At 49.2% G+C, this 26,691-nt stretch carries 21 protein-coding genes and 1 pseudogene; 3 read left to right on the forward strand and 19 right to left on the reverse strand.

What is annotated here, in order from left to right; all coding sequences use genetic code 11:
* The 9 genes from FB479_RS18050 to FB479_RS18095 form a co-directional block, all read right to left on the reverse strand.
* On the reverse strand, nucleotides 1-696 hold the full coding sequence (locus FB479_RS18050) for an iron-dependent peroxidase (protein WP_106655606.1): 696 nt from the start codon (nucleotides 694-696) through the stop codon (nucleotides 1-3).
* Nucleotides 687-1,964 carry a normocyte-binding protein gene (locus FB479_RS18055; RefSeq protein WP_142066212.1) on the reverse strand — a complete coding sequence of 426 codons (1,278 nt, stop codon included), beginning with the start codon at nucleotides 1,962-1,964 and terminating at the stop codon, nucleotides 687-689. Before FB479_RS18055 ends, FB479_RS18050 begins: the two co-directional genes overlap by 10 nt.
* Nucleotides 1,961-3,829, reverse strand: a complete 1,869-nt coding sequence (locus FB479_RS18060) for a PP2C family protein-serine/threonine phosphatase (protein ID WP_142066213.1) — start codon at nucleotides 3,827-3,829, stop codon at nucleotides 1,961-1,963. The genes FB479_RS18055 and FB479_RS18060 overlap by 4 nt, the downstream gene beginning before the upstream one ends.
* 20 nt (nucleotides 3,830-3,849) lie before the next feature.
* The gene (locus FB479_RS18065) at nucleotides 3,850-4,689 is read right to left on the reverse strand and encodes a PP2C family protein-serine/threonine phosphatase (protein ID WP_142066214.1); all 840 of its coding nucleotides are present in this window, start codon (nucleotides 4,687-4,689) and stop codon (nucleotides 3,850-3,852) included.
* A gap of 5 nt (nucleotides 4,690-4,694) precedes the next feature.
* Nucleotides 4,695-5,225 (reverse strand): FHA domain-containing protein, encoded by a 531-nt coding sequence (locus FB479_RS18070; protein WP_017252081.1) that lies wholly within the window; start codon nucleotides 5,223-5,225, stop codon nucleotides 4,695-4,697.
* 71 nt (nucleotides 5,226-5,296) lie between these two features.
* Nucleotides 5,297-5,851 carry an FHA domain-containing protein gene (locus FB479_RS18075; protein ID WP_142066215.1) on the reverse strand — a complete coding sequence of 185 codons (555 nt, stop codon included), beginning with the start codon at nucleotides 5,849-5,851 and terminating at the stop codon, nucleotides 5,297-5,299.
* Nucleotides 5,852-6,185: 334 nt separating this feature from the next.
* A complete protein-coding gene (locus tag FB479_RS18085) occupies nucleotides 6,186-6,638 on the reverse strand; it encodes a J domain-containing protein (RefSeq protein ID WP_106655601.1) in 453 nt (150 codons plus the stop codon).
* 102 nt (nucleotides 6,639-6,740) lie between these two features.
* Nucleotides 6,741-7,166 (reverse strand): hypothetical protein, encoded by a 426-nt coding sequence (locus tag FB479_RS18090; RefSeq protein ID WP_007728098.1) that lies wholly within the window; start codon nucleotides 7,164-7,166, stop codon nucleotides 6,741-6,743.
* Between the two features lie 150 nt (nucleotides 7,167-7,316).
* Entirely contained in the window at nucleotides 7,317-9,485 is a 2,169-nt protein-coding gene (locus tag FB479_RS18095; RefSeq protein ID WP_106655617.1) for a transcriptional regulator, read from the reverse strand.
* 550 nt (nucleotides 9,486-10,035) lie between these two features.
* Here FB479_RS18095 and FB479_RS18100 point away from each other — a divergent pair.
* Nucleotides 10,036-12,075, forward strand: a complete 2,040-nt coding sequence (locus FB479_RS18100; RefSeq protein WP_142066216.1) for a VWA domain-containing protein — start codon at nucleotides 10,036-10,038, stop codon at nucleotides 12,073-12,075.
* Here the strand turns inward: FB479_RS18100 and FB479_RS18105 are convergent.
* Complete coding sequence (locus FB479_RS18105; protein WP_142066217.1) at nucleotides 12,056-12,982, reverse strand: serine/threonine protein kinase; 927 nt, start codon at nucleotides 12,980-12,982, stop codon at nucleotides 12,056-12,058. The two genes, FB479_RS18100 and FB479_RS18105, sit on opposite strands and share 20 nt — an antisense overlap.
* 98 nt (nucleotides 12,983-13,080) lie before the next feature.
* Here FB479_RS18105 and FB479_RS18110 point away from each other — a divergent pair, with 98 nt between their 5' ends.
* The gene (locus FB479_RS18110; protein ID WP_047071449.1) at nucleotides 13,081-13,452 is read left to right on the forward strand and encodes a VOC family protein; all 372 of its coding nucleotides are present in this window, start codon (nucleotides 13,081-13,083) and stop codon (nucleotides 13,450-13,452) included.
* Between the two features lie 99 nt (nucleotides 13,453-13,551).
* Here the strand turns inward: FB479_RS18110 and FB479_RS18115 are convergent, their stop codons facing one another.
* Nucleotides 13,552-14,772, reverse strand: a complete 1,221-nt coding sequence (locus tag FB479_RS18115) for an MDR family MFS transporter (protein WP_142066218.1) — start codon at nucleotides 14,770-14,772, stop codon at nucleotides 13,552-13,554.
* 148 nt (nucleotides 14,773-14,920) lie between these two features.
* Between FB479_RS18115 and FB479_RS18120 the strand changes: the two genes are divergently transcribed.
* Nucleotides 14,921-16,774 carry an SgrR family transcriptional regulator gene (locus FB479_RS18120; protein ID WP_142066219.1) on the forward strand — a complete coding sequence of 618 codons (1,854 nt, stop codon included), beginning with the start codon at nucleotides 14,921-14,923 and terminating at the stop codon, nucleotides 16,772-16,774.
* A 520-nt stretch (nucleotides 16,775-17,294) separates the two neighbouring features.
* On the opposite strand, the gene nagA is transcribed toward FB479_RS18120, so the two are convergent.
* The 8 genes and pseudogenes from nagA to FB479_RS18165 form a co-directional block, all read right to left on the reverse strand.
* Nucleotides 17,295-18,464 carry an N-acetylglucosamine-6-phosphate deacetylase gene (gene nagA, locus FB479_RS18130; protein ID WP_142066220.1) on the reverse strand — a complete coding sequence of 390 codons (1,170 nt, stop codon included), beginning with the start codon at nucleotides 18,462-18,464 and terminating at the stop codon, nucleotides 17,295-17,297.
* A gap of 54 nt (nucleotides 18,465-18,518) precedes the next feature.
* Entirely contained in the window at nucleotides 18,519-19,589 is a 1,071-nt protein-coding gene (locus FB479_RS18135; protein WP_142066221.1) for an NAD(P)H-dependent flavin oxidoreductase, read from the reverse strand.
* Nucleotides 19,590-19,791: 202 nt separating this feature from the next.
* The gene (locus FB479_RS18140; protein WP_142066222.1) at nucleotides 19,792-20,826 is read right to left on the reverse strand and encodes a VOC family protein; all 1,035 of its coding nucleotides are present in this window, start codon (nucleotides 20,824-20,826) and stop codon (nucleotides 19,792-19,794) included.
* 205 nt (nucleotides 20,827-21,031) lie between these two features.
* Nucleotides 21,032-22,063, reverse strand: a complete 1,032-nt coding sequence (locus FB479_RS18145; RefSeq protein WP_106655616.1) for a FecCD family ABC transporter permease — start codon at nucleotides 22,061-22,063, stop codon at nucleotides 21,032-21,034.
* A 2-nt stretch (nucleotides 22,064-22,065) separates the two neighbouring features.
* The gene (locus FB479_RS18150; RefSeq protein WP_056493650.1) at nucleotides 22,066-23,121 is read right to left on the reverse strand and encodes a FecCD family ABC transporter permease; all 1,056 of its coding nucleotides are present in this window, start codon (nucleotides 23,119-23,121) and stop codon (nucleotides 22,066-22,068) included.
* A gap of 133 nt (nucleotides 23,122-23,254) precedes the next feature.
* Nucleotides 23,255-24,847: an AraC family transcriptional regulator gene (locus FB479_RS18155; RefSeq protein ID WP_142066223.1), complete on the reverse strand. Its 1,593-nt coding sequence runs from the start codon at nucleotides 24,845-24,847 to the stop codon at nucleotides 23,255-23,257.
* 130 nt (nucleotides 24,848-24,977) lie between these two features.
* Nucleotides 24,978-25,670: pseudogene (locus tag FB479_RS18160) on the reverse strand (ABC transporter substrate-binding protein); the annotation flags it as partial.
* A gap of 207 nt (nucleotides 25,671-25,877) precedes the next feature.
* Nucleotides 25,878-26,669, reverse strand: a complete 792-nt coding sequence (locus FB479_RS18165; protein WP_142066224.1) for a DeoR/GlpR family DNA-binding transcription regulator — start codon at nucleotides 26,667-26,669, stop codon at nucleotides 25,878-25,880.
* Nucleotides 26,670-26,691 lie beyond the last annotated feature (22 nt).

Consider the following 26,691-nt stretch of genomic DNA (forward strand, 5'->3'; position numbering starts at 1 on the left):
CTAGTACAGTGCCACACTGTCGATTTGCATCGTTTCCTCGACATCCAAAATGCCGAAATGGTTTCGCCAATAAATCTCTGTATGGAACCGAACCGGCAGAAAAATATCCTTGATTAAAGCGAGCTTGGCATGTGCGGTTTCACTCTCCGACTGCCCGACGTAAATCAGCAGCTCATCTTTTTCTTCGCAATTGGCGTAAATGGTAGAGTGAGAGAAAATTTTGCGCATCGTATCCTTGAGCAGGTACACCGCTTCACCGGTCTCATACAAGCGCAAAATATTGCCTGCGATAATCTCTCGTTCCTCTTTGGTAAAAAGGCGGATATTTTCCTGTACCCGACTGCCGAACAGCCCCGCTTCCAAGTCGCGCAATACAAAGCGGATGTGGTACTCACGCTTGTTCATCCCTTGGGTCAGATCGATCTCGGCCAGCAAATGGATGATGATATCAAACAAGGTATGCCGAAGCTCTGCATCGTCCGTGTAATTGGCATCAAAAAGGTCACGGAAAATATCGTCGAAGCGGTAGTACGGATTCACCTCTACCGTTTTGTCCACCGTTTTGGCGTTGATGGCCTCATGACTCAGCTCCATGTAGGGCGAATACACTTTGGCCGCTTTGAACTGGATGTCTTTTTTGGCGATCCCGGCGCGTTTTGCACGAATAACCAAATCCCAGATGTAATTCAAGCCCATTCTCCTTCACACTTGTATTCCGGAAAATACATCTGAACCTCGGAGACGAGGAAGCTCATCATGTCCTGGAGAAGAAAGCTGTTCGCCCCGCGTCTTCGAAAGCCGAGAGCCATGATCTTCTTGTCATTTTCTACACGGACATTATCGCTAATAAACGGATTCAAGCCGTATGTGGCGGGAGGGCGATTGTTTTTGTCCCGAATCTCAACATTCACTAGCTCCAGCTGCTCGGCTGCCTCAAAGGAATGGACGATTCGGATAATCTCTCCTTTGGCTCGTACGGTCATCGCCTGTTTTCGGGCATAGCTCCCGATGAAGCTGTTTTTGCGACGATTGGACACTAATTCGTAGTCAAGTCTTCCGATGCGGGTCGTGACAGGCTGCGTAATTTTGCATACGTTCCAAACTCCCGACTTCTCCTGAGGCGAGACGATCGTCAGTTCTTCCGGTGACCGCTTGATGTAGCGAATCAGCTCTTCATCTCCATCTACCAAATACCCGTGCTCACTGCCCGTCTTGCGTAACGACAGAACATGCTCGAAGTTCACCCGGTCAATGGCAGGTACGGGAAAGCCGATGTTTTTTAAAGCCAAACGCTCGATGTTCCACAACGGTATAACGTCCAGCTTTTTGTAAGGCTCCCATTCATCGAGCGTAATCGACATCTCCAGTATCTCTTCGTCTTCTGTAAACGTGCCCTCACAGGCAACCAGAATGACATCGAAAAACTTGCTGGCGTAAGGGTGATTCACCGTTTTCCACGGCATCCCGTTCTTTTGAAACATGTTGTACAGCTTTTCCAGCTCATCCATATACACACGACTTTGTTGGAGGCGCACCTCGATTGGATAGTGATTGCCTGCCGTTTTCAGACGACCCTTGAAGGTTCGCTTGCTCATCATTAGCGCCTGTATCTTGTCGTACTCACACTCTAAAAAGATCGTCATCATAACCGCTTCTTCCTGATTGCTGAGCTTGACCGCCAGCTCTTTGCGATCACATATCTTCTTTTCCTCATCGCCAGGGATCATCGGATACAAATACTCGTGGATCGGGTCAAAGTCATCGCGATGGCAGAGGGTCACGTAAATGTCATGCTTATCTTCCTTGTCCTCGATCTCGGTAAAAACACGCTCCTCCAGCTTCTTCTGCATCTCCTCCTGATACTCGACCAGGTTGAGGAAGACACCGTTCATAATCTGCTTGAGCAACCTGCGTTGCTCCAGCTCCTCCATTTTGTTCAAACGATCCAGTACGATCTCTTTCATGGCGTTTTCGCTGCCTCCTCCTGTGTCGGATTGGCTGTAGCTGGTGGATTAGCTTGCGGTGGCTGAACTGGCTGAGTCGCCGGAGCTGTCGCGGCTGGTGGAACTGCTTGATTGGTCGGCGCTGCTTGGGACGCCGGAACTGGCTGGTACGGTGGAGCCACCGGATTGACTGGGACTGTCTGGTTAACCGGGGCCGTCTGATTTACAGGAGCCGTCTGATTAACCGGGGCCGTTTGATTCACCTGAACTGGCGGTGGTTGACTCGCAGCGCTCGTCCCTTGCACAGGTGGCTGTCCTGCTGGCATACCTGCCGAAGGTGGAGCAGCAGGAGGATTCAGCTTCTCCTCTGCCTTTGTCACCTTGCGCTCCATCGCCAAAACTTTCTCCAGCACACCAATCTCCTGATAAATTTCCTGCGCCATCGTATACGATTGGATCGCTCCCTCGAAGTCTTGGGCCGCATAGCTCTCGTCGCCTTGCTTCTCCAGCTTGTCGCCGTCGAGTGTCTTCTTTTCCTTATCGATACCGGTCTTTTTGGAAGCCACCTCGTCCAGCTTGGTGCGAAGCTCCTTTTCTCCTGTTACAAAGGACGTTTCCAACGCCAGCTTGCGAGCCTTTTGGTAATAGGCTTCTGCACCGGCGTAATCCTGCGCCTCAAACAAGAGATCGCCTTCCTTTTTCCACTGCATGACGAGCACATACGATTGCGTCTTTTCTTTCTTTTCCAAAATCTCCGGTTCGTTAAAATCATCGCGCCCTTTCATTTCCTTGAGCGCCTTGTCGTACTTATCCAATGCTTTGGCGTACTGCTCATCCTTTACCGCCGTATCACCATCCACGATCAACTGTGTAATACGGATCTTTTTGGCCAAGAGAGCCGCCTGAACTTTGTTTTTCACGATATTTGCCGCATTTCGGGCATCGCTGTACGCTTTGAGTGCCTTCGGATAATCGCCCTCCGCAATGAAAGCGTCTCCGGCTGTTTCATGCTCGAACATCCCTGTCGCAGCATCCGCGATGCGCTCCGCTTCCTTCATCTTGTACAGCAGAGCTCCTCCGCCAGCTAAGGCAAGCACGAGAAGGATGAGTGCCACCCGTTTGATAATCCGCCATTTTTTTTGCGGGTCTGTCTTGAAAATTTTGTTCGCAAAAATAGCGGCTGCCGTGTAGTTTTGAACGACATGCTCTTGCTTGCTCAAAAGCACGTCCTCCAGCGTATCGATCCAGGCTTCAGGATCTGTCGCCTCTTGAAGCCCGTCCTGCATTTCGGCCGGATTTACCTTCTCCCACAGTCCAGGGGTGGCAAGCAGAAAAACATCACCGTCATAGAGCGGGAGCTTCTTGGAGACAAACGGACGAAATTCATTGGGTGTCCCCAAATAGCTCAAGAGATTATGCCGCTCCTCGTGCTGATCAAGCGCGTCCTCTGCGATTTCCTCCCCATCCACCATCTGTTGGGCAAGGCTCTGATCCTTGCTCTGCCATTGCAGTCGGCCATTGCGAAACTGATACAGCCTGGTGTTACCAGCGACCCCGTATCTTACTCTGGCATAGTCCGTTACGATTACGGTCAAGCTCGCTTTTAGTCTGACGCGATGGCTCTCGGCTTGCAGGACACGATGGGCCTCCTGCAAATAGCGGCGTATGCGATAACGCGAAATGGACGGCTTCTGCAAAAAGTAGCCCAGCACGCTTTTGGCCGCCAACTCCGCACTCTCTACTTCCTGATCGTTGTCCAATCCGCGGGCAATTACCCAGCACGCGATATCATCCAGCTCGGCGAAGGCAAAGTAATCCTTGTTGCGAACGAAGCTGCCTGATTCGGATAGAAACCCGGTAATGAATTCACTGTTGTCCTTTCTCATTCGTACTACCCGCTCCCCCGTTACCAGCCTTTTTCCAGGATGAGAATGGTTGCGTTGTCCTGATTGGCTTTTTGCTTGCTTTCCACCGCTTCAATGATTTGGTCAGCCGCGTCATGGGCAGCGATTTTTTGGAACAAGATCTGCTCCAGCTCCATCTCGGTTAACGTATCGTAGACGCCGTCACTGCACAGAATGACCTTGTCTCCCTTCTCAAGCGGAAACGGCTCACGGCCAATTTCGATATTCTGAAAGTTTTCATAGCCCAAGTAGTTGATCAGCTGTTTTTTCTGCGGATGCTCCAATGCCTCGTCCTTCGTAATCTCGCCGGACAGAAAGCGCGCCTCCAGCACCGACTCATAAATGTCTTTTTGATTGATCGGGATGAATTCTCCATTCCGGAAAACGGTAATGATACTGTCTCCAACTGCTCCCCAATACAGCTTGTCTTCTACGATTACACCAGCGACCAGCGTGGTCCCACCCCGACTTCCTCTCAGCGCCTGCAAAATCTCCGAATTCGCAAGAGAAGCAGCCCGGGAAAAGAAGAGGGACATATGCTTCGGGTTGTCCAGCTTTGTAAACTCGCGGATAAATGTCGTCACGGCAAGCGTTGAAGCAAGTCTGCCGTTAGCCAGTCCACTGATTCCATCAGCCAAGACCGCAATCGTCCCATGAGACGATGTTGCTGTCGAAAAGTAATCATCCTGTTCTTCTCGTCTGCCGATCGTCTGTCCATTTCCGATCTGGATGACGGGATTCATTTCTTGCCGGATCAAAGCTGCACGCAGACGAAACAAAAGAGTAATGGCAATGATCACGCCAAGGACGACCAGATACGGGATTGCGCCCTGTTGAAACATGCTCATCATTCCTTGCCTTTGTTGGAGTTGTCCCACTCGAAGTGAACACCGCACAGCGGGATGAAAATAAAAGTACTCTTTCCGAGCTGGAGCACATCGTACGCAGTGAGCTCGACTGGTGTGTACACTGCTTCATTGTTATGATAGGCAAGCCCCGACGCATCGCCCGGGAGCAAGTAAAAGTTGCGTTTTTTCGGATCGTAGACAATCACCGCATGATTGCGGCGAGAGATCGTGTTGTCTCCGACGATTCGGATATGCATATCCTCTGCGCGACCGATGAAGTTCTTCTCTGCCATAATGCGGTAATCTTGACCTTGTTGCGGCCCCTCAATACATACCAGCCATCCGGTAACAGGCTCAATTCCTTCTGTTTCCCCCAGGTACGGCATCGTTTTATCGTCGTCTGCCACTCTCGCAGGTGCTTTGTTGTCCGGTTTTGCCCCAGGCTCAACGACCATACTGCAATAAGGGCAGGTGCTTCCGTGTTTTCTGGTGCTAAACATGTGACCATTCGCGCATCTTGTCAAACTCATTCTTCTGCTCCCCCGTTTCGTTCCGTGCAAGGACGATATGTATGTGTGTAAAAGCGATGTTTACCTCGTTGTTATTTCAGCAACAAGCGGGTATTGGCTATGTAAATGATGTCGCCAGCCTTCACTTTATGCGGCTGTTCGATCTCCAGCTTGCTCTTGTCGCGTTTGTTCGGCTGCTTGATGCCTGTGCCGTTTTTGGAATGAATATCCTCGATGAACCAGTCCCCAGAGGCTTGATTCAGAACCGCATGCTGCTTGCTAATCAAGGCAGCGTATTCCGCATCCGCCAAGTCGATGTCGACCTCGTTTTGCGCGGAGCTTTTGCCGATCAAAAGGGATGTCTCCCCCTGGATCAACCACTCCTTCACACTCTCTCCCTCTTCATCTAATAGAACCAGTTTGGTGACGCCATCCTCTTTCTTTGGCTCCGGTTCGTCGGGGCTTCCGAATTTGACGATAATGACCCCGAACAAAAAGAGTCCGCAGGCAATTCCTGTAAAAATTTTCAGAGCGTTGCTGTCCGTATAACCAAAGACATAAATGAGTGCACTAATCACAAGAATGGAAATCAGCAGCTCTATGAGCTTCACTCTGATGGACTTTTCGTACCCTTTTTTCTTCGCCACATCTTAACCCCCAATCAACTACCTCTTACATTTAAATCGTGATCAAAAATTCGTCTTTTCAGCACCGAGAAAGTTACGAGAACCTGAAGAAGGAGGAGCGCAGTGTAGGGGACCTACATGAGCACCGGACTTCGAAGGTGAACGTAAATTTCGATGCGAATCAGCTTCAAGAGCTACTTCGTGATCAAAAGACGAGTTTTTGACTTCCTCTTATGAAAAATGCTCCGAGCTTTGGGCGAATGGTGTATGTATGGACATCCATCCAAAGACAGGAGCAGGTTGCTACTACCTCTATGTCATGAAAGAGCTGTCATCCAAGCCCGATTTTTCCCTCTTATTTTTTCTTCATGCGGAAAAACTGCTCAAACATATCCGTCGTATCCAGTGGATTTTTCTTTTCGGATTTCATGGTGTTTGGATTAATCTCGCCTGTCTTCGGATGAAAACCAAAAAATCGTTCAAAGGTGCTCCCCAAATCCTCGAAGTTCACACCCGTTGCAGACTGTGCTTGCTGTTTGCTTTGTCCTTGCTTTGTACTGCTTGTATGGCTAGTCTGTTGTTGCTTCTTCTGCTGAAAAGCTTCGTAACGCGCGTCGTACGCCTCGCGCAAGGCCGGGTCCTGCAATGTCTGATAGGCCTCGGTAATTTCTTTAAAAATTCGCTCTGACTCACTGCTCCCGGCATTGACATCCGGATGATGCTGCTTTGCCAGTTGACGGTATGCTTTTTTGATGTCATTCGTGGAAGCCTGTTTGGTTAGCCCCAGAATCTCGTAATAATTTTTCATACGCGCACCCTCTGTCTGGCAATGATTTTCGTTATTTTGTAGAGCCGTACCTCGAACACGGCTTTCGAGATACGGCTCTTCCTACCTTACTTCTCTCAAAACCTAAACAGCGTAGCCGCCTTCGATTTTGGTGAGTTCGGTTTTGTCTTTCTTTTGCTTGATGAAGATGCTGAATGTTCCTACACCCTCGGTATCACCGAAGCTCTCGTTGTAATCCACTACGAATGCGTTCGGGAAGTAGATTTTGCGGATCACTTGATCAGCAGCGATTACTTCCAATGTTACTTTGCGGTAGCAATCCGCTTTTTCTGCTGGTACCAAAGACCAGAGAGCCAGCTTCATGGTGTCATCCGCACTGTCACCATCTGTTGCAGTGATGATTTTGCCAGTCAGTTTCAGTGTTGCACCCACATCTGTGGAGCGTGCGTTGGAATCGTCTGGCGTGTCAGTGTCGTACTTTACTGTCTGAATGTTGTCCATGCCCAGCTCAATTGTTTCAGAACCTTCTACTTTGAGTCGAAAACCCATGGAAAAAACCTCCTTGAAATGAAATCTTGCTCTCGAAATGCCTGATTGGCTTCGAGGCTTATGTGTAAGGGTGCGTTTTGGGAAACACACCTCTAACCACCTGCGTAATGTGTCAAAAAGTTTCATAAACAGCTCTCCAGGGGATCAATGCTATGCTTTGACCGGAGTCGTTCCTTTGGTGATGGTGACCTCCAGGTTCTTCACATTGCCGTTGAACACCAGATCGATATGGCACAGATTACTCTTATCATCGATGATGTAGCTCATGTCATCACCATCGTGAATGATGGAGTTCACGAAGCCACGTGTGCCCAGCCATTTGCTTTTTTGGCTGCTCGGATTGTTACTGAAGAACTTCACGATGTTGTCGTGTTTGAAATCACCCGTCTGGAAGCGGAGAATCCGCTCGATATAGGTGCTGACCAGTGTTTTGTAGATGGAATCAAAGCCGTCCTCTGCCATAGCGAGGCTGCGTGCCTTGTACACCGTAATGCGTTTGATATCTTTGCCTTGGATTTGTGCATTTTCCGAAGAGAAGACGAATCCAAAGTTTTTGCGGTTGATGGAATCTTTGATGTTGTTCGTGAAGCCAGAGATTTCTTTGGCCATGGTGGTGACAGCGCGCAGTCCATTTTCACCTGCTTCGATGTCAAAACGCACACCCGGATATTCGCGGCTAACGACTTTGAATGTTTCGCGCAAGTATTCTGGACACTGGTACGCTGCCACGACACCAGCAGCTACATAGCTGGCACCGACATAAACACCCTCGATCCACAGCTTCAGGATGTCTTCTTTTTCCTGGGACAGCTTGACGCCGTCTTCGGTTTGCAGCATTCTGCTGTCGATGACAACTCCTGATTTGTCTTTTGGAATAATCGTGAAGTTCGGAATGCACGGGATCGCGAATTCACTGAATTCTTTGCGCACCAAGATTCCGCACTTGTCGATGTATTTATCAATACCCGCAGTCGCCATGCTGTTGAAGGTCGTTTCTTCACCTGTACTGAAGCTGAAGAACACTTGTACCTTGAAGTCCTTGACGACCTGGAGCAGCATGGTGAGCGATTCCATCGTATTGCCGTCTTGCTTGACGACTTTTTCATTCCCGCGGAAACGCTCGCGAGTCACTTTTGCTTTTCCGGCGGAATCCATATCAACAGATGGAACGATTCCGAACCAGATCGTATCCGTGAAGTCGTTTTTCGCGTTAACCGTGTTCAGGTACGTCTCCAGACGTGGAATGTTGCTGCTTTTCACGAGCATGTCGAGCTTCGTATTCGTGATCAGCATCGCTGGCTGCATGCCTTTGTTCTTGGTCACGTACTGATCGAAGAACATCTTCACGCCCAAAATTTTCTCAACCAAAGGCTTCACCGTTTTTACGAAGTCGTCCTTGGCGTTTTTGTAAAACTCGAGATACGTATTGTAATTTTGCACTTCTGTCTCAATGTTGACTTCGGTATGTACCGTCGGCAGTGGGCAGAAGGTGCGCACCACGAGATCTTTTACGTAGGAGGATGGCGTCTCAGTGATCGACTCGTAATCCTCTTCGAAAACGTTCATCAGTCCGTTTCCGCTGTTTTCATCGAGAACCATCAGCTCGCGGCTGTCACTCTTCGGTGCCTCGATGATCTTCAGTTCTCCGTCTTCCCCAATCGTCAGCATCCCGATCTGAATCGCTTCGGATTGGTTCTCCTCTTGTGCACCGCCCAAGAGCAGTCGTGTTTTGATATCTTCAATCGCCAGTGGCAGCATCGCCATGACGTTGTTGTAGTTTTTGCTGGCATCCTCGAACATCGTGTTCAGCTTGTCACCGAGATCGAGCTTCTTCGGATCGCCATCATCGAGCTTTTCGTAATGACCGTACAAGTAGTGAATCTCTTTGCGCACCTGACGGATGTCATCCATCACTTTTTTCGGGGAAATCATATCGAGCAAATTCTCGAATTTGAAATCCACGTTGGTGATCCCTTGACTGCGCTTCGTATCAATCAGGGTAAACAGCATTTTCAAGAAGTCGTTGCTCTGATCGATCTTAATCTCGGAAATCGCATCCTCTGCAATTCCGTCAGGCTTTTTCAATGTGTACATCACTTTTTGGTTCGCTGCATTGTAGAACGAATACACGCTCGGGGAGAACTTGTCCAAAAACTCATCGAAGCTGCGCACGAGGAGATGCTCGTTGATCTCCTTGATCTTGTCGTCGCTGAGACTGTCGATGCCTTTTACATCTCCAACAATAGTGATCAGGTCCAATTTTTCCGGGTTGATCTCTTCGAACAGCATGGTTCGGTTGGTCTGGTTAATAATGTCCATAAATGGCCCCTTTCTGTTGTCTGCATAACCACTTAGTCCTACTGGATAGATGATGAGTCCTACTTCACGAAATAAAATGCAAAACATGACATTTATACCAAAAACAAACAAAAAATCTTGCCTCTAAATTAAACTTTGCCCGCATTATTTGTCAACATTCCGCGGATTGTGACAATTTTCCTATACCCCTGTGACCATTCCCAGTATTTAGACCCATTTTATTCCACAAATCTTCCTTTTCTTGGATTCCCGTTTTATGCTGAAGACACAGAGTCTCCTTTCCTAGGTCTTCAAAAAAATAGGGATAAGCCTCGCCTTGTCCACTCTCCTACTAGGAAAGAAGCACAAGGACTGATAGATAATTCTCCCTAGTTGCCGCTGGGGAGCACTATGCATTCACCTCATATTTACAAAAATGGGTGTTATTAACTTTTATATACATCGGCAATATGAAACCGATCTTTTATACGAACAAACATTTATAGGTAAATCGTCCCATTTTAGTAAGTCATGAACTTTTTAAAATTTTTTTCAGAAAAAAGGTGAATGTATGTACAAAAATCGTCAGTCAACCCTCTCTCTGCCTCCACTTTTTCGAATGGTGGTCATCGGACTGCTCCTCCCCATGCTCTTCTTGTCCGCCCCTCTTACTGCGGGGGCAAATGGAACAGCAGATGCGGGAGTAGACGCGGTCTTTGTCATTGATACGAGTAATTCCATGAACAAAACGGACCCTGGCAAAACAGCCGCAGAGGTCATGAGTATGTTCATTGATATGAGCGAAGCCACGCGTACCCGCATTGGCTTTGTCGCCTATAATGATCGGATTGTACAAGCTCAGTCTCCAGCGAGCATGGCCGAAGCAAGAAATCGGGAACAGCTCAAGCGAACCATTCAAGGGTTGCGTTACTCTGGGTATTCGGATTTGGGACTCGGTTTGCGCAGAGGGGCTGAGATGATTGAAAAAGCAAAGGACCCAGCTCGGAAGCCATTTTTGATCCTTCTGTCAGACGGGGGAACAGATTTGCGGCAAAATGCGAGTGGCAGGAGTGTGGCAGGATCCAACAAGGACGTGGAGACAGCTATCTCGAAAGCAAAAGCGCAAGGCTATCCGATCTATACGATTGGCCTCAATAGCGATGGCTCCGTCCAGAAGGAACAGCTGAAAAAAATCGCAGAGGCAACAGGCGGAACTTCCTTTGTCACACAAAGCACGGATGATCTGCCCGAAATCTTCAATCAGATTTTTGCCAAGCATATTCAATCGCAGCTCGTGTCGGTGGCGGCCATGACAGCTACTGGGGGCTTGCAGGAAGTGACCGTGACCATTCCTAACTCCAGCATGCAGGAAGCGAACATCATCCTGTTGTCCAACAATCCGCTGCTGGAATCGCAAGTGTACTATCAATCGCAGAATGTTCATTTTATGAAATCGAAAAAATACTCGCTGATGAAAATAGAAAAGCCGAAGAAGGGGAACTATCTCGTCAAATTCAGAGGCAAACCCGGGGATTTGGTGAAAATCAATTTGCTGGGGAATTACAGCTTGATGGCTGGTGTAGAAGTCAAGCCTGAGCCTGTAATCAAGGGGAATCCTGCTACGTTTACTACCTATCTCCACCATCTGGAGGGTGGCAAACGACTGGATGACAAGGATGTGTACGCATCCATGCAAGCAGAACTGATCGTAAACGATCTCGCAGGGAAAAAAGAAGAAAAGATCCCGATGAAGAACCTTGGTGATAGCTTTACCGTCGACTATGTCTTCCCTCACTCGGGCAAGTACGAGTGGAAAATCTTCATGAATGGCCCGGACTTTTATCGCGAGACGGCTTCGAGCGTTTTTGACATGACGAATATCGCGCCAGTTGCTGCCTCGGTCAATACCTTGACGATCGAAAAGGAAAACGGCGAGCAGTCTATCGATTTGGGTTCGTTCTTCACAGACGCCAATAACGACAAGCTAACCTATACCATCGTCACCGCTGATCCGGATGAACGATTTGTCGCTACGATTCAAGACGCGGCTCTGAAGCTGTCACCAGAGAAAAGTGGTACATCAGAAATCACCATCACCGCCATAGATGCGGAAGGAGCAAGCGTCACAGGTCCGCTCGTCATTACTGTGCACTCGGTATGGGATCGCTACATCACCATTGGCATGATTGTGTTGCTCGTAGCAGCGATCGGCTACGGTGTTTACCTGCTGACACGTCCCAAGCCTGCCTTTGTGGGTCGTCTGGAGGGATATTTCCTGCACACAGCAAGCGGCAACGACATCCCTGTCAAGTTTTGGCCTCTCGCCTCCTTTGGCAAGAAACAGCGGATCACGTTGCAGGAGCTGTTCACCAGTTTGGATGTGAATGAGCATTTGCCCGAAGCGCAGAAGATTTACTTCCAGCCAGGAAAAAATCAAACGCTGCTCCTGGTCAATCATAGTCACTGCACAGTTGAACGGGGCAAGGAAGCCATGCCCCGACATAAAAAGCTCGTTCTCCAATACAACGACAAGGTGTATGTGACCTTCGAGGATCGGATGACCGAGATCGAAATTCGCTTTAAGAAATCGTCTAGTGAGGAAGCTTCCTAAGAAAGAAGCGCTCCTTTCCCTTCCAAATCAGATGCTCTGCACGAATCGCTGTCGCAAACAGCTTGAGTGTGGGGCATCTTTTTTTCGAGTCGACGGCCAATCCCCACATAATGACATTCGCCAGCAGCAGCGGAACATCAGGGTTGATCGTTCGAAGCGACGGCAAGTTATCCTCAATGACTCTTGCCGCCACATCAACGGGACGCTCTTTGGTCAGACAGTAATACAGCGTGGCAGCCAGGCTGTAAATATCCGAGACTACTCCTTGCTTGGATTGACCTGAGTAAAACTCAAGCGGTGAATATCCTTCTGTCGTCACGATCGGTTTAGGTTCATCACTCACGAAATAAATCGCGGAGCCAAAATCGATCAGCACAGGCATGCCAGCTTTGGTGACCAAGATGTTTTTGGGCTTGATATCGCGATGAATGATGCCTTTTTTGTGCAAATACTCTAATCCGTCAAATACCGGAAGTACCGTCTGATGCAAAAATGCTCCCAGATCAAGCTCGGCTTGGGCTAATACATATTCATCCAGCGTCTTCCCTTTGCAATAGTCCACGACGAGATAACCTGTGCCATTTTCGGCAAAATGGTCGATGTATCCGATGATATTTGGATGATTCAGTTCTTTGTGGAGGGACGCCTCTTGCCAAAAGCTGTCTAGCAGCATGTCGAATTTGGTTTTTAACGATGGTCTGCGACAAATGACCTTCACGTGATCCAAATCTCGCATAGCCAATGCTTGCGGGAAAAACTCTTTGAGAATGAGTGTCCGCTTGCTTTTCATATGGTAGACCACATACACATTCGACAGCTCACTTGTGGAAATGGTCTTTTTGATCCGATAAGCTTTTTGCAGGATCGTGCCTTTTTTCAGACCTCTTTCCCGTTGTACCTGTCTCATGTCATGGCCTCCCCTATCTTTCCTCTCAAAAAATGATAACGAAAGATGGGGGATTCTGGCAATATAAAGAAAAAGTATGGAGAGGGGAATGATTGATCATGGCACATTTGGAATCGTTGCTTCACGTACAAGTTCCCGTAAAAAATTTGGAAGAGGCCATTGTCTGGTACTGCAATCACCTTGGCTTTTCCTTACAGGCGCGGTATCGTACTTCCGCTTTTCTTGCCCTGTCTGCGGGACCCACCTTGATGATATGGGAAACGGATGAGCAGACGTCCACAACCTTTACCGTTGATCATCAACCCATGCCTGTCTTTTTGTACACCACTTCCGATGTGCATTCACTCCATGATTATTTGCAGGCCCATGAAGTCTCGATTACCCACTACCAAAACGATGGCTTCGGATGGGTGCTCAAATTTTTTGACCCGAGCGGAAACATGTGGGGAGTTATTCAGAAGAACAACTAGTCAGTTGGATATGGCAAAAATAAAAAGAAGCATGCGTCAACAGCGTGCTTCTTTTCGTACTTACTTCCTTTTCCTAAAAAACAAGAGATCGCACCCTATTCAAATCATAACTTGTGAAGATTTTTCACAGCTTTTTCTTTGATGTTGCCGCTGCTCCCATAAATACTGGCCGCGTTGATAGAACGGAAGCGCGATAAAGGTCAACAGCATGAGGATCGCGAAGATGAGCGGCCCTTGTCCAAAACCGAGTTCCTGGAGCAACACCCCGCCGATCCACGCACAAACACTCTGTCCAAGGAAGGCAAAACCGCTGGCACCGTAATACGCTCCACGTAAATGCTGGGGAGCGATCTCCCCGATCAGGATATCTCCGACGACAAAGCACAAGATTTCACCGATCGTAAACACCACCATCGACACCGAGAGCCAAAACAAATTCGTAAATAGCCCGAAACCGAACAGCCCCAGCCCAAACAATAGACAGCCCAGCTTCAACGCGGTCATCGATGAGTACCGCTTCATAAATTTGGCGAGCGGATATTGAAGCGCTAAAACCGAGACGGTATTCACTACAAATAAAAAGGAATAGGCCTCTATTCGATCATGCCCAATGTACTGGGAGAGTGTGGTGTCCAGATGCGAGTAGGCACCAGCAACGAACAAATTCCCGAGCAACAAGTAAAGAAATACTTTGTCTGTAAAAACAATGCGTGCCATCTGATTCATGGTGACCGGATCAGCAGCCACGTCCTTCTTCAGCTGTTCCTTGAATATGACCATAAATACCACCAATACGGCAGCGTACACGCCAAATATGATGGCTGTGACAACGAACGGCAACAAGGATGTGCTCCCTGCACCCAGCTGCAAACCGATTAACGGACCGATTGCTCCACCCAGGTTGATCGCGAAATACCTGGCGTTGAAAACAGCTGCCCGCTGATCATCCGACGTGACATCCGCCAGCAGGGCACGGGCTGTCGGCTCAAATACGTTCCGAAAAAGGCCGTTACAAGCACTTAAAACAAAGAACATCCACGTCTCCGTCGCAAAAACGTATCCAATCAAAACAATGCTCCAAGCTCCCATCGCAGTGATCATCACTGGATACCTGCCCAATCGATCTGACAGTGCTCCCCCAGCAAAGCTGCTAATCGTTCCGACCAGCAAGCTGAGTGCGAGAATCGAGCCAACGATCGCCGGATCAATTCCTTTTACCTTTCCTAAGTAAATGCCTAAAAACGGAAGCGTCATAAAAAAGCCTGTGCGTGACAAAAATGTTCCGATTATGACACCCCATGCCACCGGATGAAATCTCATGCTCCCCATCTCTCTTTCCCATTCCCGTTTGTTATCTCTCGTGTTATCTTCAGTATATGAAACTAGAAAAAGGGGAAAAAGGGTTCGATTTGGTTGAATCCGATCACCTTTTCGAGCATGCATTTTTATCAGAGAAATGGGGGCCAGCATGGTTACCGTTCTGCATTTTTTAGAGCTTCGTTCGTTTTTTCATCTAGAAGAAATCGGGAAACCGTTCCCTGTCACCATCGAAAAGCTGGCTGGGATTTGGCACTGTACGCCTCGCTACGCCAAGCTGATTGTCCGTAAGCTAGTCGAGCTGGATTGGGTCGAATGGAAGGCGGGACGCGGGCGAGGAAATGTCTCGGTCATGACGCTTCATACTGATTCCGATGAGATCCTCCTCGCCGAGGTCAAGCTGCAAATAGACAAAGGCGACGTCAAAGAAGCGATGGAGCTCATGAATCGCTACGGCAAAGCAGCCGTCAAAGACCAGATCATGGATTGGCTCTCGGAAGGAATGGGCTTCTTACGCCACTCGGTATCGAACCGTTCCCAAGATATCATGCGCTTTCCGGTGTACCGCACGATTGTGACGCTCGACCCTGGTCTGGTTTATTACCACTTCGATGCACATCTGGCGGGACAAATTTTCAATACGCTCGTCCATTATGATCTGAATAGTCGTTCGATTTTACCTTCCATCGCCCACTCATGGGAAAGCAGTCCAGATGCCACAGCATGGACCTTTTATTTGAAAAAGAACGTGCTGTTTCATCACGGACGGGAATTGACTGCTCATGATGTTGTTTTTTCCCTGAATCGGCTTCGCTTGCATCCAGACACGTATGAAGCAAGCTGGATGTTTCGTGACATAGATCAGCTTATCGCCATTGACGACAGAACCGTGCGCATCCTGCTGAAAGAACCGAATTACTTGCTGCTGAGGCTGTTGGCGACGATACCCGCAAGCATTGTTCCAGAAGAAATCGTTCGGCAGGATGAGAAAGGCTTTGGAGAAAAGCCAATTGGAACAGGATCCTTTCAACTGGTCCGCCTGAACGAGGGGATCTGTATTTTAGAGGCATTTCCTGCTCATTTTCTGGGGAGACCGCAGTTGGATCGTGTGGAAATTTTGATCTTCCCCGAGTTGGACTTGGGTCGCCTAAAAGAACCAAACTGGGCGTCTGTGATGGTGTCGCACGGGGTCCAGACGAAAGCACAAGCATTGAAGGAAGCAGTCATTCAGGATGGTCAGGACTGGTGTGATACGGAGGCGTTTTTTTCCTGCTGTAATTTGCTTGTTTTTAATCAGTGGACGAGTGGTCCGCACAATCATTTCAAGTTCCGTCAGGCGCTTGATAAGCTGATTGACCGGGATCAAATGATTGCCGATTTGGGCGGTGATCGCATCTACCCGGCTAAAGGCTTCCGCACGTATCACCCTGTTTTAAGAGAGGTAAGAGCGAGAGAGAATGAGCAGCCCTGCCATGCTGAAATCATGTCCCTGCTACAGGAAAGCGAGTATCAGGGAGAAACATTGCGCCTCGTGACCACAGCCTACCATGAAGAAGATGCCCTATGGATTCAACAACGATGCGGCGATTATGGCATTAATCTGGAAGTCGATGTGAGAGAACCATGGGAATTTTCAAATCGCGATTGTTTGCCCGAACATGACTGCCAGCTGTACGGCAATGTGTTTAGCAGCGATCAGATTAGCGAGCTGGAGATGTATCTGCAAAGAAATTACTTTCTCCCCGCATTTGATGAATCGTTGGCTCAGGAGATCAACAAGGAGATTTGCTTGACGTTTCAGGAGCCAGACCGGCTTGCTCGGGAGCACCATCTCGCCAGGATCGAAGCCATGATCAAGGAAAACTATGCGGTCTTGTATCTGGTTCAGAAAAAGACCTTTACGTCGTTTCACAAATCTCTACGAGGCGTGTCGATCAATTCGTCGGGGTGGTTGGACTTTCATAAAATATGGCTTCAACGGGATGCGTTGCAGCAGCAGTTGTAAGAAGGAGCTATGGAGAGGGAAGAAGTGCATTTCCAGTCTACGCTTCGGCCTCCGCCCCCCAAGGGGGAGAAGACTGTCCGCTCCGAAATGAATGGCGGGAGCGCTTCAAACGTAGACAGTTTCGAGGAAGTATCTCATAAGTGAAGCTGAAATTCCCCACCATTCATTTCTACGCTGGGGAGGGCTCCAGAGGCGCTTGGACTGGAAATGCACTTCTTCCTACGCGGCTTTTTGTTCATAACATTTGAAAGGTCATCCAGGAAGGGGATCGATAAAGTTCTGAAAGGCTCTCTGAGTCAATCTTTGAAAGCGGGGTAAAACCCTGAAGTTAACAAAAGCTATACGAAAGCCCTGTCACATGTTTGGAAGGAGACCGCCCGAACGAAGTGAGGATATAGGCGACTGGAAAACATGTGGCAGGGCTTCTCCCCGACCACAGCCGTCCGGAGACATCTTTCTTCTTTCATGCTAAAAAAAGCAATCCAAGAGCGACCTTGGACTGCTTTTTTCTATTACGAAACTATTTGGACTGGTGATAAACTTCTTTACCCGCAACGAAAGTCATGGTCACGTCAAATTGTGTATTCAATACCGTAATATCCGCATCATAACCTGCCGCCAGACGTCCTTTTCGTTCGCCGAAGCCAAGGATGCTTGCTGGTGTCAGGGAAGCCATATCCACTGCATCTGGCAAAGAGACACCACTTAGCGTCACCATATTGCCGACCGCTCGATTCAGCGTCAGGATGCTTCCGGCAAGGGTTCCATCTGCGAGCTTTGCCTGATTGTCGTGGACGTGAACCTCTTGTCCCCCAAGGTCGTACGTCCCTTCGCCCATCGCAGCTGCCCGCATGGAATCGCTGACGAGAGCGAGCCGTTCAGCCGTTTTGACCCGATACAAAATCTTCATGACTGCTGGATGCACATGGATGCCATCTGCGATCAGCTCTGTGCTCAACTGCTCATGATACATCGCGGCGCCCACTACGCCCGGCTCCCGATGATGCAGCCCTGTCATGGCATTGAAACAATGTGTAAAATGGCGTACGCCCGCATCTACCGCTTCCGTCGCTTGGGCAAACGTAGCGCCTGTATGTCCAGCAGACACGATGACACCCCGTTCTTTTAACCATGCAATCGCTTCAAGCGCTTCCGGTTGTTCAGGCGCAATCGTCACGACTTTGATCAGACCTTCTGACAATCCGTATAGCTTTTGCACTGCATCGAGTTTGGGTATCGCGATGTTTTCTTCTTTTTGCGCTCCCTTGTAACGCGGATTGATCCACGGGCCTTCCAGATGGATGCCGATCGCTTGTGCCCCCGGAAGCCCTTCCCTGCTGTTATGCGCGATGGTAACCAGCACCTGCTCCAATTGATCATAAGGAGCTGTCATCGTCGTCGCCAAAAAAGACGTCACCCCATGCCGCGCAAGTGCTGTCGAGATAGCCTGAAGGGATTCCGGCGTCCCGTCCATCGTGTCGTAACCGTCAATCCCATGCATGTGCATATCGACGAATCCAGGGCAAATCCAGCCATCCTCTACTGTCACCACATGATCTGGCAAAGCTTTTCCATACTCATCAGCCTTGCCGACATAGATGATCATTCCATTTCCCACGACTACGAGACCATTATGCAATTCCTGTCCATCTGCGACAAGGTTCCCCTTGAGAGCGTATTCCTGGTTCAATTTGATTTCCTCCGTCTTTCGCGTGGCTTTCTTTGCGCGCTTCTTCTGCTGGGGTTACCCCAGATTGCTGCAAATTCTCGTCGTCTCCGCTGCCAGCTTTTCAACGAGCTCACTCGCGCTTATTTCCTGGCTGAGTGGAGCTGCCTGCCCCGCCCACATCGACATGTACGCACGTTGCTGCTGCTTGCCCGCTGCGGCTCGAATGTCTTTCGTCAGGGCATTTTGTACCGGATAGGTCGGGAGCTCGTGATCAAGCGGGGCGAGCGTTGTCATAAACTCATTTTGAATGCCCCTTGCCCATTTTCCAGAGAAAGCACGTGTCATTACGATGGACTCTTCGCTCGTCTCCAAAATGGCTTTCTTGTGCAGGGCATGTGCTCCGCTCTCCTTGCACGTCAGAAAAGCCGTTCCGAGCTGTGCCGCCTGTGCCCCGAGTGCGAGTGCTGCTGCGATCCCTCGCCCATCCATGATCCCTCCAGCTGCGATTACGGGAATCTTGACCCGATCCACGATTTGCGGGACGAGCGCCATTGTTCCAATCATATTGCTTGGTGAATCCGGCAAAAAGGAACCACGGTGCCCGCCTGCCTCGCTGCCTTGGGCGGCAATCATATCGACTCCGCTCGTTTCCAAGACAATCGCTTCGCGAACGGTTGTCGCTGTTCCGATGACAGTGATTCCTCGCTGCTTCAACTCCGCCATCAAGCGATGATCCAGAACACCGAAGGTAAAGCTGAAAACGGCGGGCTGTTCCTCCAAGACGACAGCCATCTGCTCAGCAAACGGCTCTGTAAATTGCGTCACCTGCGGATTGTGCGGGATGCCCAATCGATCTCGCACATTATTCATTGTCTGGGCAACGCCTTCTGCGATCGGCTGGTCGGCATCGAAATCTTCCGGAATAAACAGATTCACGCCAAACGGTTTGTCCGTTAACGCCCGAATGGATTTGATCGCCTCACGAATCTGCTCAGGAGACATATATGCGGCACCAAGCGTTCCGAGTCCCCCTGCTTCTGAGACAGCGGCTACCAAGGCTGGTGTGGTCGCCCCCCCTGCCATTGGCGCCTGAATAATCGGCCATTTCAAATGTAAACGCGAAGTGATAGGATTGCTTGTCCACATGGTAAATCCACTCCTCAACTAATAATTGTTCAAAAAGTTGGCTTTTCAGCACCGAGAAAATGGCGAGAACCGAACGAAGGAGGAGCGGAGTGTAGGGAATCTACATGAGCACCGGACTTCGAAGGTGAACGCCATTTTCGATGTCGACCTAGCTACCATGACTTCCTTCGTGATCAAAAGACGACTTTTTGAACAACCTCTTTTATTGTTTACTAGTTGATTGGTCGTCGCTGCTAATCCATTCAAGAAACTGAGCCAACACCCGGGCGGTTAACCCCCAGATGACACGCCCGTCCACCTCGTAAAACAAATGCTCGACTGTCCCTTTTCGCCACGGATATCGCTTGCCACCTGGGATCAGATGGTAAGGAAAATCCTCTTCGGGCTCGGTCATGACAGAGGAAAGATACTTCGCTGGCTGCGTTGCCAACAGACGATCGAGTGGAAGGATAAAGACCTCTCCGACCTCGTCTGGATTCGGCTTCATATCTGGAATTCCTTCCACGTATCCAATAAACGGCGTAATAATAGAAGAGCCTGGCCCAATCACCTGGTCGAGCTCGCCTACATAATGAATCCGATCAAGTGGAATCCCCAGCTCCTCGCTTGTTTCCCGAGCAGCCGTCGCCCAACGGGATTCGTCGCTCTTCTCAGCTCGCCCTCCCGGAAAACAAACCTCATTCGCCTGTCGCCGCATGGTGCTGGCTCTTTTTTCAAATAAAATGCCTAGCTGGTCGTCAGCCATTTTGACGAGCGGGAGCAAGACACTGTATGCTCCGCTCGTCTCTCGCTCACGTTCTTCCAATCTCTTGGAAATCTCCTTGATCGCAGGAGCAAAGGAATACTCCCCTGATTCCTGTGGCAAGTACTCAGAGACCTCGATTAAATTTTGATCCGGATCACGCAAATACACCGAACGAATCGGCCCGATGGCGCCTGTTTTTTGAACAGGTCCTTCCACCAAATGGACGCCGCATGCATGAATATGCTGGATGACTTGCTCCAGTGGAAGCGATGTGACAAGACACAGATCAGCGGAGCCTGCCACTGGATGCATCGCTTTTGGCTCCCATTCTTGTCCGATTTGATGCAAATTGATTTTTTGCTGGCCGAAGTGCAGGGCCCTCCTGCCGTCGCCAAAGGTAACAGCCTTCATACCCAGGACTTTTTCGTAAAAGTGACAGGTTGCTTCGATGTCTTTTACCGTCAAAACCAAGTGGTCTAATCGATCGATCATATGCCTTTACTCCTTCTCGTCCCGATACATGCTCATGCTGTTATTATAGCAAACACAAGGCGGTTGCTTCTTCTCCCCATTGTCCTCCAACATTTCCCTCTTTTCAATTCCCCAATTGCCTGATCTCCACTTCTGCCTATGCAAAAACGAGCGTCTCCCTCGTACCTAGACGGGAAAACGCTCGCCATATCCACCATTTGCGAAACTATGCTTTTGAACGTGCCAGCAAGTACAAGAAATAAGGAGCACCGATAACGGCTACAACGATACCAGTCGGAATCTCTGACGGTTGCATGATCCAGCGTCCGATGGTATCAGCCACGATGACCAATAGCGCCCCCGTCAGGGCTGATGTAGGCAAAAGCATCTCATGCTTTGGCCCCACTAGTCTGCGGGCCAAATGCGGACCGATCAACCCGACAAAACCGATGCCTCCACTCACTGCCACGCAGGAAGCGGCAAGCCCGACTGCGGCAGCCAGCAGCTTCAATTGCTCTTTGGCAACGGGTGCACCCAAGCCTTTCGCCAATTCTTCCCCCAAATTGAGCACGTTCATGACACGTGCTTTGTAAAAAACATAGGGGAGTAAAATGGCGATCCAGGGCAAAAGCGAAAGAACGAACTTCCAGTTGGTCCCCCAGATACTACCGGCGAGCCAAGTCGCCACAAACTGGTACTTGTCCGGGCTCAGCTTCAGTGTCAAGACGATCATCGCGGCACTCATCCCAGCCGCCACGGCAATCCCCGTCAATATGATACGGGTCGGAGATAATCCCTTGTGCCTTTTATAAGACAATGCGAAGATCAGCGCTGCTGTCACGCTGGCTCCAAGCAACGCCAACACTGGCAGCAAAAAAACAGGTGCCGCAGACGTTGATGGATAAAACGAAATGAACAGCATCACCATCAAGCCAGCACCAGCGTTGATCCCTAAAATACCAGGTTCAGCCAGCGCATTGCGGGAAATTCCTTGAATAATACACCCGGATACGGCAAGTCCTGCCCCAATCAGGAGGGATATAACAATCCGCGGCAAGCGGAATTCGAACAAGATCAGGTTTTGTTTGTCTGTTCCAGAACCGATCAGTGTCATCAGCAGATCGCTTGGTGACAAACGTATGTAGCCTGTGTTCATACTTATGATAAACGCGATGAAAATGAGGATAGCGAGTATCGTCATAACCGCAAAGGCTCTATTTCTTTTGCGGGTTTGGTAATGGGAAACCATTTGCTGCATCATTACATCTCCCTTCTTTCTTTACGCGCCAAGTAAAGGAAGAACGGTACACCGATTAGCGCAATAAGTGCCCCTAACGGCGTCTCATACGGTGGATTTACCATTCTTGCGGCCAAATCGGCGAAAACGACGAGCAAGCTGCCCAAAATGGCTGAGCAAGGAATGATCCATCGGTAATCGACCCCAACCAAAAAGCGGGTCAAATGCGGAACGATCAATCCAACAAAGCCTACAGCCCCAACAACGGCGACTGCTGATCCAGCCAAAATCAGGACGATGATCATGCCTGCCAGTTTGACTAGCGCCGTGCGCTGCCCCAATCCTTTCGCAACATCTTCTCCAAGACTGAGCATCGTGATGGAACGCGACAGCATCATCGCCCCAATAAGAGCTGCGAGAATCCACGGAAACATGACTTCGAGCTGAAACCATTTGGTTCCCGCCACACCGCCCGCATACCAGAAGGCCAAATCTTGTCCAATTTTAAAGTAAAGAGCAATCCCTTCGCTTAACGCAGACAACAGTGCGGTCAATGCGGCACCCGCCAAAACGAGGCGCACCGGAGTCAATCCGCCTTTTGCCAAAGAACCAATCCCGTACACCATACCTGCCCCGACGCCAGCACCCAAAAAGCTGTAGAGAATCAGGTACATGAACGGCAGACCCGGGAAAAAAGCGAAGCAGAGAGCCAAAACAAATCCGGCACCTGCGTTCAAACCAAGCAGTCCGGAATCTGCCAGTGGGTTGCGTGTCATCCCTTGCATGATGGCACCTGCAACAGCAAGGCTGGCCCCGACCATTGCACCGCCGAGCAGACGCGGCAAACGAATCTCCTGAATAATTTGGTGTTGCGTAATATCAGGATTAAATTGAAAAATAGCTTCCCATACGACAGCAAAGTGGATGTCGGCTGCTCCAAATGACACAGACAAAAACATCCCCAGTATTAATGCGAAAACCCCGCCAGTCAAAATGAGCGTCGCTGCCCAAGGGCGAGAGCGAAACGCAACTGGCTTTCCGTTATTCCCCTCTTTCAGGGAATGTGCGTGTTGACTCATACGTGCCACCTTTTTTTCGTTAGTATGGAGCTGAGTTGTTTTTGATGATATTGATTCTTATTATCATAAAAGAATTTTAGGCGATGTATGAAAACTGTGTCAATGGACAAACACGTACTTTGTCTTTGTACATCTACGCTAATACTTTTAGGACATCATCGACCTTTTTTCCGTTGGCGATCACACCGTGATTCATCCAGGTCATGAAATCCACCTGGTACGCCCGCTTGTTTTGGACAGCAGGAAGACCTTGCCACACGGGATGGTTGAGCTGTAGCTGTTCGGCACCTGGTTTTCCCTGATGCCATTTGTCAAAGGCGAAAAAAATGTGATCGGCATCCAGTGTTGACAACTCTTCCCACGATACCCCTTCTCTCACCTGCTTGGCAAATTGTTTTTTTACCAGCGGAGCCAGCTCCATTTCCAAATCTTGAAACAACACCTGCGATGTATAGTTTTTCTCCACGAGAATTTGATCAGCCGATATGCGCAAGAAGGCTACCTTCTGCCCTTTGAGACTGCGTCCCATTACATTTTTGGCAGCTCTTACTTTTTGTTCATACAGCTCGATTGACCGCTCTGCCAATTCACTTCGGCCCAACCGATCACCGAGGGTGCGCAATGTTTTTCGCCACTCAGGACCGAACTGCCGAATCATGCATGTAAGGGCAATCCGGGCACATTGGGCATACACATCCGCCTTCCAGCCTGTACATTCCCGAAGCATAATGACATCAGGGGCACGATTGGACAAGAGCTGCACGTCATCTGTCAGCACATCGTACGTCGGTACATCATGCAAGCCCAAATAATCCTGCTGCCCCCAATATGTATGCGCCCATTGAACGACGGGTCGAATGCCAAGGGCCAGCAAATAATCCTCCATATAAAGAGAGACGACTCGTAAATCATCCCGATGAATGTTGCGATATTTTCCTGGCGCCAGCCCTACACTCTGCTTAAAACGACGATTGAAATAATACTCGCTGTTAAACCCGACGTTTTGGGCAATCTCGTTGATCCGATCACCTGTCATGAGCAGTAGCTGCTTCGCCTGATTCATCCGCAGTTGATGGATGTAATCAAGCGGTAGTTGTCCCGTCATTTCTTTGAAAAGCTGTGTATATCGCCAACGTGCAACATGCGCCTCCTCTGCCAACTGCTCTACGATCAGCGGTTCCTGATAATGCTCCTCTATATACGTAATCGAACGTTCAACAGCTTGCCTTGGGTCCAAACTTGTTTTGCCTGGCACATTTTGCTGGGCCAAAACGCATAGCAATTCTTCAAACCGCACGTGATGATAAAATCGTTGCAACGACTCCTTGGCATCGCGATGCTTGTAAATCTCCGCAATCGATTCAAGGACACGTGAAAAAGGCGTGCAGGTCAACTCCCCCACACAGAAAAAAGCCTCGGAAGCTTGTTCCTTTATAGGAGCTCCCATGTGGACGACACGAAAAGTCAGATAATAAAAGTCGAGAAGGTGACTCGTACAACTGATCCGAACGTTCTGACGCGGTGGTGCAATCCAGCAACGCTCCCGCGTGAACCGATATGTCGATGATTCGATTTCAATGAGCCCTTCTCCGTCTGTTGCTATAATCATCGTGTAGTCTTCCGTCTCTTGATAGTCCTGCCATCTTTCCACATTTACTTTTTGGATGGCCGTCATTGCAAAGAATGATGGTGGAGATAGCTTGGCCCCGGATGCGTCGTTATTCATCTCCCTCACCCTTCTTGTGAGAATGATTATCATTTTAATATTATAATGAGTAAACATCCCAACGACAAGCTCCACAGACGAAAAAGAAAGCGCATCAACCGATATGACGCGCTTTCTCTACTAAACTCGATTACTTTACAAACGCTTTGACCAAGTCGTCTGCCTTCTTCATATTGGCCAGCATGGCACCGGATTGCCAATGTGTCCGCTCCATTAGGTAGACATGACCTTTTTTTACAGCAGGAACAGATTTCCAGATTGGGCTCTCCAAAATCTTGAGCGCATCCTTGTTTTCTTCGGAAGTCCACGTGCCATTCGACGGGAACACAATAATATGGTCTGCATCGATAGCAGGGATGGCTTCTTCTGATAATACCACGTGCGTATCTTGATTTTTGGCAGCGGAATACGGCGCAAGTCCCAACTCCTTATAGAGCATGCCTGTGTAAACATTGCCATCTCCGAAGAGTGCCAAATTCGGCTTAATTCCCACGTTCAAACGAATGACGGCCACCGTTTCATCGCCAATCGCCTTTTCCAGCTTTGCCTTGGTATCCGCCATTTTTTCATTGTACTTTTGGATCGCTTCGTCTGCTTTTTCTGGAACGCCTAGCACCTCGGCGATTTTCTTGAGTCTTCCAATCGTGTCATTACGGAGTTCATCCGGCAGCTTGTACGTAGGGGCTACCTTGCTGAATTCCTCGTATTTCTTGGGATCAGCGTAGCCATCCACAATGATGATATCCGGATTGGCTGCAAGTAACGCTTCGATACTTCCTGTAATATCAAAAAGCGGCACGTCGAGATCGAGGTAATCCTGTTCTACCCTCTCTCGCATCTGTTGATGATTATCTGATTGATTCTCATTCTCACTATCTGCATCCTGATCATATGTATTTCCTCTCCATCTGACAATGCATTTTCTCCATTATTTTTTGTCCGAACTCCACAACTTTCCGTGTGAAATCTTTCCCTATGATAACAGCAAACAGGCCAGCTTCCCTGTCGTGGGGAATCGCTGGCCTGCTCACTACGACTCTTCTACTACCATCCATACTACGTTTTTTGCTTGGAGTCCTTTATTCCATTCTGCTGGTGCTGCCGTATCGCTGATGATGATGTCGACCTCTCCTAAGTCCGCGATCTTGCACAATGTGCTGACCCCGATCTTGGAGTGATCGGCTAGCACAATGCTTTCATTGGCATTTTCGATGAAACAACGGGCGAGTTCCGTTCGGTCCGGCTCATAGCAGGTCAAGCCTTTATGGAGCAAGATGCCGTCAGCCGCGATAAACGCCTTGTCCACATAAAATTGCTTCATCATCTTCTCTGCATAGGTCCCGCTTACCCGATGATGTTTGGCGCTCACTTTTCCACCCAGGAAATAGATATCTGCCGCAAGCATTCCATTGTTTTGGTACTCGATTAATCGATTCAGCGCCGTGATCGAGCTAGTGAGGATCGTCAAATCTTTTTTCGTCACGAGAAAGCTGATCATTTGCAAAGGCGTTGTCCCTTCATCGATGACAATGGTATCGCTGTCTTGCACCAAGTCCGCCGCCAGCCGCCCAATTCGTTTCTTTTCTTCCGCTCGCAAGACTTCACGGGCAATATGAGAGGGCTCGGAGCGCTCCACTGTCAGCTTTACTGCCCCGCCATAAACGCGCTTCAGCTTTTTCTCCGCTTCCAGCTCTTCCAAATACCTGCGGATCGACTCAGACGATACTTGCAGCTTTTCGACCAGCTCATTGGTCCGCACCTTGCCATTGGAATTGATCAACTGCAAAATGATTTGCTTACGCTCTTCCCCGAACAACGACACGCCGCATGTCCCCCTATACCGT

Origin of the sequence: Brevibacillus sp. AG162 (assembly GCF_006715575.1) — a bacterium.
GTDB classification, from domain to species: Bacteria; Bacillota; Bacilli; order Brevibacillales; family Brevibacillaceae; genus Brevibacillus; species Brevibacillus brevis.

What these genes read in the sequence shown, in the direction of transcription:
- FB479_RS18065 (WP_142066214.1), bottom strand. Translation starts at nt 4,689, where the DNA reads ATGTTTCAACAGGGCGCAATCCCGTATCTGGTCGTCCTTGGCGTGATC.
- FB479_RS18110 (WP_047071449.1), top strand. Translation starts at nt 13,081, where the DNA reads ATGGCACATTTGGAATCGTTGCTTCACGTACAAGTTCCCGTAAAAAAT.
- FB479_RS18155 (WP_142066223.1), bottom strand. Translation starts at nt 24,847, where the DNA reads ATGAATAACGACGCATCCGGGGCCAAGCTATCTCCACCATCATTCTTT.
- FB479_RS18095 (WP_106655617.1), bottom strand. Translation starts at nt 9,485, where the DNA reads ATGGACATTATTAACCAGACCAACCGAACCATGCTGTTCGAAGAGATC.
- FB479_RS18070 (WP_017252081.1), bottom strand. Translation starts at nt 5,225, where the DNA reads ATGAGTTTGACAAGATGCGCGAATGGTCACATGTTTAGCACCAGAAAA.
- FB479_RS18145 (WP_106655616.1), bottom strand. Translation starts at nt 22,063, where the DNA reads ATGCAGCAAATGGTTTCCCATTACCAAACCCGCAAAAGAAATAGAGCC.
- FB479_RS18150 (WP_056493650.1), bottom strand. Translation starts at nt 23,121, where the DNA reads ATGAGTCAACACGCACATTCCCTGAAAGAGGGGAATAACGGAAAGCCA.
- FB479_RS18115 (WP_142066218.1), bottom strand. Translation starts at nt 14,772, where the DNA reads ATGAGATTTCATCCGGTGGCATGGGGTGTCATAATCGGAACATTTTTG.
- FB479_RS18135 (WP_142066221.1), bottom strand. Translation starts at nt 19,589, where the DNA reads ATGTGGACAAGCAATCCTATCACTTCGCGTTTACATTTGAAATGGCCG.
- FB479_RS18055 (WP_142066212.1), bottom strand. Translation starts at nt 1,964, where the DNA reads ATGAAAGAGATCGTACTGGATCGTTTGAACAAAATGGAGGAGCTGGAG.
- FB479_RS18120 (WP_142066219.1), top strand. Translation starts at nt 14,921, where the DNA reads ATGGTTACCGTTCTGCATTTTTTAGAGCTTCGTTCGTTTTTTCATCTA.
- FB479_RS18140 (WP_142066222.1), bottom strand. Translation starts at nt 20,826, where the DNA reads ATGATCGATCGATTAGACCACTTGGTTTTGACGGTAAAAGACATCGAA.
- FB479_RS18090 (WP_007728098.1), bottom strand. Translation starts at nt 7,166, where the DNA reads ATGGGTTTTCGACTCAAAGTAGAAGGTTCTGAAACAATTGAGCTGGGC.
- FB479_RS18085 (WP_106655601.1), bottom strand. Translation starts at nt 6,638, where the DNA reads ATGAAAAATTATTACGAGATTCTGGGGCTAACCAAACAGGCTTCCACG.
- FB479_RS18100 (WP_142066216.1), top strand. Translation starts at nt 10,036, where the DNA reads ATGTACAAAAATCGTCAGTCAACCCTCTCTCTGCCTCCACTTTTTCGA.
- FB479_RS18105 (WP_142066217.1), bottom strand. Translation starts at nt 12,982, where the DNA reads ATGAGACAGGTACAACGGGAAAGAGGTCTGAAAAAAGGCACGATCCTG.
- FB479_RS18050 (WP_106655606.1), bottom strand. Translation starts at nt 696, where the DNA reads ATGGGCTTGAATTACATCTGGGATTTGGTTATTCGTGCAAAACGCGCC.
- FB479_RS18060 (WP_142066213.1), bottom strand. Translation starts at nt 3,829, where the DNA reads ATGAGAAAGGACAACAGTGAATTCATTACCGGGTTTCTATCCGAATCA.